Source organism: Pseudoalteromonas sp. Z1A2 (assembly GCF_011378755.1).
Classification (GTDB): Bacteria; Pseudomonadota; Gammaproteobacteria; order Enterobacterales; family Alteromonadaceae; genus Pseudoalteromonas; species Pseudoalteromonas distincta.
Window position 1 is genome coordinate 1 of sequence record NZ_WTKX01000054.1, and the last position, 7,115, is coordinate 7,115.

The 7,115-nt window shown below is 38.0% G+C and carries 10 protein-coding genes; 8 read left to right on the top strand and 2 right to left on the bottom strand.

The features are described from left to right. The 5 genes from tuf to GQR47_RS19945 form a co-directional block, all read left to right on the top strand. Positions 1-900, top strand: a 900-nt coding sequence (gene tuf / locus GQR47_RS19930) for an elongation factor Tu (RefSeq protein ID WP_165723659.1), incomplete at its 5' end; no start/stop codon positions are given. 647 nt (positions 901-1,547) lie between these two features. Beyond that, positions 1,548-2,021 carry a hypothetical protein gene (locus GQR47_RS20665; protein ID WP_346776153.1) on the top strand — a complete coding sequence of 158 codons (474 nt, stop codon included), beginning with the start codon at positions 1,548-1,550 and terminating at the stop codon, positions 2,019-2,021. Then, positions 1,916-2,251 (top strand): hypothetical protein, encoded by a 336-nt coding sequence (locus GQR47_RS20570; protein WP_346776154.1) that lies wholly within the window; start codon positions 1,916-1,918, stop codon positions 2,249-2,251. Before GQR47_RS20665 ends, GQR47_RS20570 begins: the two co-directional genes overlap by 106 nt. Then, positions 2,251-2,838 carry a hypothetical protein gene (locus tag GQR47_RS19940; protein WP_165724392.1) on the top strand — a complete coding sequence of 196 codons (588 nt, stop codon included), beginning with the start codon at positions 2,251-2,253 and terminating at the stop codon, positions 2,836-2,838. The genes GQR47_RS20570 and GQR47_RS19940 overlap by 1 nt, the downstream gene beginning before the upstream one ends. A gap of 263 nt (positions 2,839-3,101) precedes the next feature. After that, a complete protein-coding gene (locus GQR47_RS19945; protein WP_240915919.1) occupies positions 3,102-3,257 on the top strand; it encodes a winged helix-turn-helix domain-containing protein in 156 nt (51 codons plus the stop codon). An 82-nt stretch (positions 3,258-3,339) separates the two neighbouring features. On the opposite strand, the gene GQR47_RS19950 is transcribed toward GQR47_RS19945, so the two are convergent. Both GQR47_RS19950 and GQR47_RS19955 read right to left on the bottom strand, forming a co-directional pair. Further along, complete coding sequence (locus GQR47_RS19950; RefSeq protein WP_165724394.1) at positions 3,340-3,597, bottom strand: helix-turn-helix transcriptional regulator; 258 nt, start codon at positions 3,595-3,597, stop codon at positions 3,340-3,342. Between the two features lie 484 nt (positions 3,598-4,081). Continuing rightward, the gene (locus GQR47_RS19955) at positions 4,082-4,942 is read right to left on the bottom strand and encodes a YicC/YloC family endoribonuclease (protein ID WP_002958889.1); all 861 of its coding nucleotides are present in this window, start codon (positions 4,940-4,942) and stop codon (positions 4,082-4,084) included. Between the two features lie 179 nt (positions 4,943-5,121). On the opposite strand from GQR47_RS19955, the gene rph reads away from it, so the two are divergent. Genes rph through GQR47_RS19970 form a run of 3 tightly spaced genes read left to right on the top strand, consistent with a single transcriptional unit; the run spans position 5,122 to position 6,935 of the window. Next, on the top strand, positions 5,122-5,835 hold the full coding sequence (rph, locus tag GQR47_RS19960) for a ribonuclease PH (RefSeq protein ID WP_002958890.1): 714 nt from the start codon (positions 5,122-5,124) through the stop codon (positions 5,833-5,835). Between the two features lie 18 nt (positions 5,836-5,853). Continuing rightward, positions 5,854-6,498 carry an orotate phosphoribosyltransferase gene (gene pyrE, locus GQR47_RS19965; protein WP_002958891.1) on the top strand — a complete coding sequence of 215 codons (645 nt, stop codon included), beginning with the start codon at positions 5,854-5,856 and terminating at the stop codon, positions 6,496-6,498. Positions 6,499-6,554: 56 nt separating this feature from the next. Next, a complete protein-coding gene (locus GQR47_RS19970; RefSeq protein WP_002958892.1) occupies positions 6,555-6,935 on the top strand; it encodes a diacylglycerol kinase in 381 nt (126 codons plus the stop codon). Positions 6,936-7,115: the final 180 nt, after the last annotated feature.

Consider the following 7,115-nt stretch of genomic DNA (forward strand, 5'->3'; position numbering starts at 1 on the left):
GCTGCTCAAATGGACGGCGCGATCTTAGTAGTTGCTGCGACAGATGGCCCTATGCCACAAACGCGTGAGCACATCCTTCTTTCTCGTCAGGTTGGCGTTCCTTACATCATCGTATTCATGAACAAATGTGACATGGTTGATGATGAAGAGCTACTTGAACTAGTAGAAATGGAAGTTCGTGAACTTCTTTCTGAATACGATTTCCCAGGTGATGACTTACCTCTAATCGCTGGTTCTGCGCTTAAAGCGTTAGAAGGCGAGAAAGAGTGGGAAGATAAGATTGTTGAGCTTGCAAACGCACTTGACTCTTACATCCCAGAGCCAGAGCGTGACATCGATAAGCCATTCATCATGCCTATCGAAGACGTTTTCTCAATCCAGGGTCGTGGTACTGTTGTAACTGGTCGTGTTGAAGCTGGTATCATCCGCATCAATGACGAAGTAGAAATTGTTGGTATCAATGATACAACTCGTTCTACTTGTACTGGTGTTGAAATGTTCCGTAAGCTTCTTGACGAAGGTCGTGCTGGTGAGAACATTGGTGCACTTCTACGTGGTACTAAGCGTGAAGACGTTGAACGTGGTCAAGTACTAGCTAAGCCTGGTTCAATCAACCCACATACTACATTCACTTCAGAAGTATACGTACTTTCTAAAGATGAAGGTGGTCGTCATACTCCATTCTTCAAAGGTTACCGTCCACAGTTCTACTTCCGTACAACTGACGTAACTGGTGACGTACAGTTACCAGAAGGCGTAGAAATGGTAATGCCTGGTGATAACATCAAGATGACAGTAACTCTAATCGCACCAATCGCGATGGATGAAGGTCTTCGTTTTGCTATCCGTGAAGGTGGTCGTACTGTAGGTGCTGGTGTTGTAGCAACTATCGTAGCGTAATTATTAGCCTAGCTAATTATTACCAAAAAGCCCGAGCTTAGTCTCGGGCTTTTTAATGTCTAAAATAAAGTACGATTTAATACCAATACGCTTAATTAAGTGATCTATTTTGAAGATGGAAAAACGTGTGGATAGCTAGGCAAAAAATTCGCTATTTAGTTGTTCTAATTGAGAATTTTTTAACATAGGTAGCGACACGTTTAGTCCCGCAAAATGATTAAGTATTATTACGGATTGGTATAAGATGCCGCTTTAACCTTAGGTGAAGATACTTGGTAACAATACTCAAAGTATTATTAGTGGTATTACTAAAAACCCGAGCTAAACTCGGGTTTTGATAAGTTATGAATGTGTCATACTTAGCTGAAAACTATTCAACATTTTGAATTTGAATTTAGAGTAATTATTTAAATCTCAATTTTATCATTGGCTTATTGTAATTTTAGTGTGTTTATATTGCAGTTGGTAACCGCTATGGTAACCGCTATGGTAACCACTTGGAATAGGTTTCTGATAAATAGAGATTATTTTACTAAAGAGGAAATAAGCTTAAACTAGTAGCTAATAACACACATAAAAATTGATAAACTGTTTAGTTTTTGTATTATACACACAATCATAATCAGATAATCAAGGAAGAGTGTTTTATGAAACTGCTACACGCATACCCTCATCCCGAGAGACCTCAAAATCCTTCACCATTAGAAATGGCTATTTATAACTATGAGTTAAAAGCTAAAGAGTTCCATAACAAGCGAATAGCTCAAAAAGGGCAGGCGAGTGAAGATCTTAAAAATAAGATGGCTCGTGATTTTAATCATTTGCAAAAAGAGAAAGAGAGAATTACTGCTCATGCTCGCTTACAAACTGATTTAAAAGAATACCGAGAGCTAAGTGCAAGCTCTACAGTCACGCAATTAAAACAAGAAAAGCACCATCCAACTCAAAAGCTTGCTCGTCACTTGGCTGCAATAGGGGAGCTAAACCAACTAAGCTGCACGAGGCTCACCATATTATTTGTGGCACAGGGCAATACCAGTCAGCGAATATGTTACAAACAAGGCTTAATCTTCATCTGCATGGAGTTGGTATTAACGATCCAATCAACGGTGTATGGTTAATTAACTTTGAAAAAAATAAAGAGCAAAATTGGGATAGCCCAGCTTCGCCACCTCATCGAAAGCTACACAGATATAACTATGAGACATGGATTAGTACTAACTTTGGTAATGCGGCTACGCCTAAAGTTTTATTTTTGAATAGATTGAGAACCGTTAAAGTTAAAATAAAAACGGGTACTGTACCTGCAGGTTTACTTGAACCAAAAAATGAAAATTGGAAGGCTTTATAGTGACTGTATATCAAATTAAAAACGAAGCTTACACATACGACGTAATCGACTTTGATATTGTTGAGCTCTCAGAAACAATTTCGAAAAATAACGACCTTGATACAGATACTGTACTAAGGATGTTTATGTCATCCTCACTAAATAATATCGAATTTAGCCCTCTATGGCCTCAAGGGTTAAATTTTGACTATTTTGGTAAAGCTAAAAAGCAAGATTATGACATATCGCGGCTAGGTCATTTTTTAATAATGAAGATGCCAGTATATGAGTTGTTAAAAGAGCGCTTAGCAAATTTTGGAGAGTTTTTACCCGTTAAAGCTGAAGGCAACAACATGATATTGTTTAACTTGCTTACCTTCGGGCAAGAGCAAAAAGATATGTGTTTAACCAAATACGAAGATGGCTTCGAAGACGGTTTAGAGTTACTTACCTTTGAGCAAGACGATATACAAAATAAACTGCTATTTAAATCTAAGCTGGAAGGTGCTCAAAAAGTTTATTGTACTGATGAGTTTAAAAATATTATCCAAAGTAACAACCTTAAAGGTTTAGTATTTGACGAAGACTTATTAGACCCGTTTGTTTAATATCGCTCAACACAAAGGCGAATATATTAAGTAGCCAAAGAATCATTAATTGTGAATACAATACTTTCAGACTCTTTATAAAATAACACCCCTCCCGCTACCCGTAAGCTCAGCGCCCTGCGAGGGGGTAATTGTTTATAATGCATAGTAAAGCTGCGTACATAACCTTTGCCCCATAATTTTAATTTGTATATTATCTCAACTAATAAGAACAATGGATTAGCTTTATAGTAACTAACTAATACGGCTTGGCAGGGAATAGTATGTCGTTACCAGATTACCAATCATTCATGACCCTATTACTGCAATGCTTAGCTAACGGTGAAACAGTAAAGCTCAAAGAGATTGAAGCACACGTTTATCAAAGCATAGGCTTATTTGTAGAGCAGCTTAAACTGCGCATTCCTAGCGGCAAGTAAACTTATGCCTACCACCGCTTAAGTTGGGCTAAAACTTACCTTGTTAAAGCAGGTTTATTTGGAAGCTGTGGTGTGCCACTCATTAGCCATCCTCCGAGAATATATCTTCAATGGTATCCCAGTCTGGTAGAGAGTGTTGTTTTGAGGTAACTTCAAATTGTAAATCAACTGCATCAAGCAGTCGCTCAAATATATCGAATGAACCCATAAAGCGACCGTTCTCAATCTCGGAAATCGTCGTTTTATTAATTCCCGCGATCTCTGATAGCTTTTGTTGCTTGTAGCCTAAAGCTTTCCTGCTAGTACTTATTTGTTTGCCAATATCTGCTCTACTCGACATATATTCACTTATTTGATGTTAGCTATATAGCTAATAAAAATTATCAATATTTCGCAGGCATTGCATTATTTATATAAGACGGTTTAGCTTAAAAAACCAAACCGCCAACCGTTGACGGTTACTACCAATTAAACTTAAAGGCTTTGTTAATAGGTAAAAACTGTTTTTTTGCTTCTTTACTTTTATCTTTAAACCAGTCATTAAATAGGTCATTCATTGTTATAATAATGTCTGTCCCTGCCTTACCTCTTTCAGCAAGCGGATCTATACCATTTTTAATTTTTTGTTTTGGTTTCTTTTACATCAATTGAGTTGTATGAAAATGGCTATCAAGGATTTTAAAAGTGGTTACGGTGATATCAAGTAGTTTGGTAACCACTTGGACACGTACAATAGGGGGCTAGTATGAACGGTAGAAAACAAAAAGCCTATAAAAATATAGGCTTATTAATGAGTTATAAACAAGTTGAAACAGGCTAAAACGCTATTCTATGTTTTGGATCTGCTCACGCATTTGTTCAATTAGTACTTTTAGCTCTACGGCTGCAGTAGTGATGTCACTATTGATAGACTTAGACGCTAGCGTGTTAGCTTCACGATTAAATTCTTGCATCATAAAATCTAAGCGGCGGCCACATGCACCTCCTTTTTTAAGGATTTTTTTAGTTTCTTTAACGTGAGACTTTAAGCGATCTAATTCTTCAGCCACATCTTGTTTTTGCGCAAGGTAAATTAGTTCTTGTTCAAGGCGTGACTCGTCAATGTTTGCTGTTAAGTCTTCTAGCTTTTGAGCAAGTTTTTCACGCTGCCATTTAGCAATCTCAGGCATATGCGTTTCTACAATTTCTACTTGCTCTAGAATTGCATCAAGGCGTATTGCTATCATTTCTTCAAGGTTTGCACCTTCATCGCCACGTGCAGATTTAAAATCTTCGATTACTTGATCAAGACCAGCTATTAATGCTGTATTAACGCTATCCATATCAAGCTCTTCTGCTTCCATAACGCCAGGCCAACGTAATATATCAACAGGGTTAATATCGCCATTACTTTGTTGTTGAACCCATTTAGCGCTATTTATTAGTTGTTCAGCAAGTGCTTGGTTAATTGATAGCTCGCCAACGTGGGCAGGATTTGCCACAAACTTTAAAAAGACCTCAACTTTACCGCGTTGTAAGTGTTTGCGTAAACGCTCACGAATAACTGGCTCCATGCCACGAAATTGCTCTGGTGCGCGTATAAATGTTTCAAGGTAACGCTGGTTTACTGAGCGAACTTCCCAAGTGCCAGTACCCCAATCGCCTTTTATTTCGCGACGCGCATAAGCTGTCATACTGTGGATCATGGATATTTTCCTAAATTTATAAATACAATATTATGATGATTATACCGTAACACTGCTTAAGCTCTAGGGAAAATTTAATACACTGAATATTTTGCATACAGCTATTTATTTAAATCAACATGGTATCTATACCCACATACACTTATAATGTCGCAAATTCTGAATTAAGGGGATCGTCAATGCGTCCAAGCGAAAGAACACCTAACCAAATTAGACCTGTTACATTTACACGTAATTATACTTTGCATGCTGAAGGCTCAGTACTTGTTGAGTTTGGTAACACCAAAGTACTTTGTACAGCTACTGTTGAATCGGGCGTTCCTCGTTTCATGAAAGGTCAGGGTAAAGGTTGGATCAATGCTGAATACGGTATGTTACCGCGAGCAACGCATACGCGTAATGCTCGAGAAGCTGCACGTGGTAAGCAGGGCGGTCGTACTATGGAAATTCAGCGCTTAATTGCACGTGCACTTCGTGCTGCTGTTGACTTAAAAGCACTTGGCGAAAACACAATTACCATTGACTGTGACGTTATTCAAGCTGACGGCGGTACACGTACTGCTTCTATAAGTGGTGCATGTGTTGCACTTGTTGATGCACTAACACATATGCGTGCAAAAGGTATGATTAATTCAAACCCACTTAAACATATGATTGCAGCTATTTCAGTTGGTATTTACAAAGGCCAAGCAATTAGCGATTTAGAATACATTGAAGATTCAGCAGCAGAGACTGATATGAACGTAATTTTAACCGAAACAGGTAAAATTATTGAAATTCAAGGTACAGCTGAAGGCGAACCTTTCTCGTTTGATGAGCTAGATGAGTTACTTACTTTAGCTAAACATTCTATTCGCGAAATTATTGACGTACAAAAGCAAGCATTAGCATAAATAGGTAGGCCACAAAATATGAAAGATTATCAAAAAGAGTTTATAGAATTTGCTCTAGAGAAGCAGGTGTTAAAATTTGGTGAGTTTACATTAAAGTCTGGACGCACAAGTCCTTACTTTTTTAATGCTGGTTTGTTTAATACTGGTCGAGACTTAGCGCGTTTAGGTCGCTTTTATGCATCGGCACTCGAAGATTCTGCTATAGAGTACGATGTATTATTTGGTCCTGCGTACAAAGGTATTCCAATAGCGACAACAACAGCGGTTGCCTTAGCGGATCATCATGATAAAGATGTACCTTACTGCTTTAATCGTAAAGAGAAAAAAGCACACGGTGAAGGCGGCACATTAGTAGGCTCAGAACTCAATGGCAAAATTATGCTAGTTGACGATGTAATTACTGCAGGTACGGCGATTCGTGAGTCGATGGAAATCATTGCACAAAATGGTGCTGACCTTAGTGGTGTTTTAATTGCGTTAGATCGCCAAGAAAAGGGTAAAGCTGAATTATCAGCTATTCAAGAAGTTGAGCGTGACTTTAATACCAAAGTGATTTCAATTGTAAAATTAGCTGATCTTATCAGTTACCTTGAAAGCCAAGGCACAATGGATGAGCATTTAGCCTCAGTTAAAGCTTACCGTGATCAATACGGCGTAGCATAAATAAAAAGCCTCGCAGTGCGGGGCTTTATTTTGACCTTCATTCATAGAGTTTATTAATGAAAGATGTATTAAAACCGAATGGCTTAGGCCTCAAGCGTGTTTTCAAAGCAACCTATTGCTCTTACCTTGGCTTTAAAGCAGCATTTAAAGAAGAAGCAGCATTTAGGCAAGAGCTACTATTAAGCCTTATATTATTTCCTATTTCATTTTGGCTTGCTTCATCACTATTACACTGGGCAATACTAATTAGCTCACTGCTTATTATATTAATAGTTGAATTACTAAACTCCGCCATTGAAGCATTAACAGATCGAGTAAGTACAGAGTTACATGTATTGTCAGGTAGGGCCAAAGATATGGGATCTGCAGCCGTAACACTTTCATTAACGATCGTATTGATCATCTGGGGTGTAAGCCTCTATATGAAGATCGTTTAACTCTACTTCTAATATAAAATAGGTTTGAACCCCGTTAGTTGTTAATAATTTGATGGTTATGTTGTATTTTTAACGTGTTTAGCTCAAATTATCAGCGAACAGCACATTATTTCAAGTTTTCTTCAAAAAAGGGTTGATCTGTTTTCGGATCTCCCTATAATGCGACCCCACTGAGACGGG

Coding starts and splice junctions, on each gene's coding strand:
- GQR47_RS20665 (WP_346776153.1), top strand. CDS start 1,548: ATGAAACTGCTACACGCATACCCTCATCCCGAGAGACCTCAAAATCCT.
- GQR47_RS19945 (WP_240915919.1), top strand. CDS start 3,102: ATGTCGTTACCAGATTACCAATCATTCATGACCCTATTACTGCAATGC.
- GQR47_RS19950 (WP_165724394.1), bottom strand. CDS start 3,597: ATGTCGAGTAGAGCAGATATTGGCAAACAAATAAGTACTAGCAGGAAA.
- GQR47_RS19955 (WP_002958889.1), bottom strand. CDS start 4,942: ATGATCCACAGTATGACAGCTTATGCGCGTCGCGAAATAAAAGGCGAT.
- rph (WP_002958890.1), top strand. CDS start 5,122: ATGCGTCCAAGCGAAAGAACACCTAACCAAATTAGACCTGTTACATTT.
- pyrE (WP_002958891.1), top strand. CDS start 5,854: ATGAAAGATTATCAAAAAGAGTTTATAGAATTTGCTCTAGAGAAGCAG.
- GQR47_RS19970 (WP_002958892.1), top strand. CDS start 6,555: ATGAAAGATGTATTAAAACCGAATGGCTTAGGCCTCAAGCGTGTTTTC.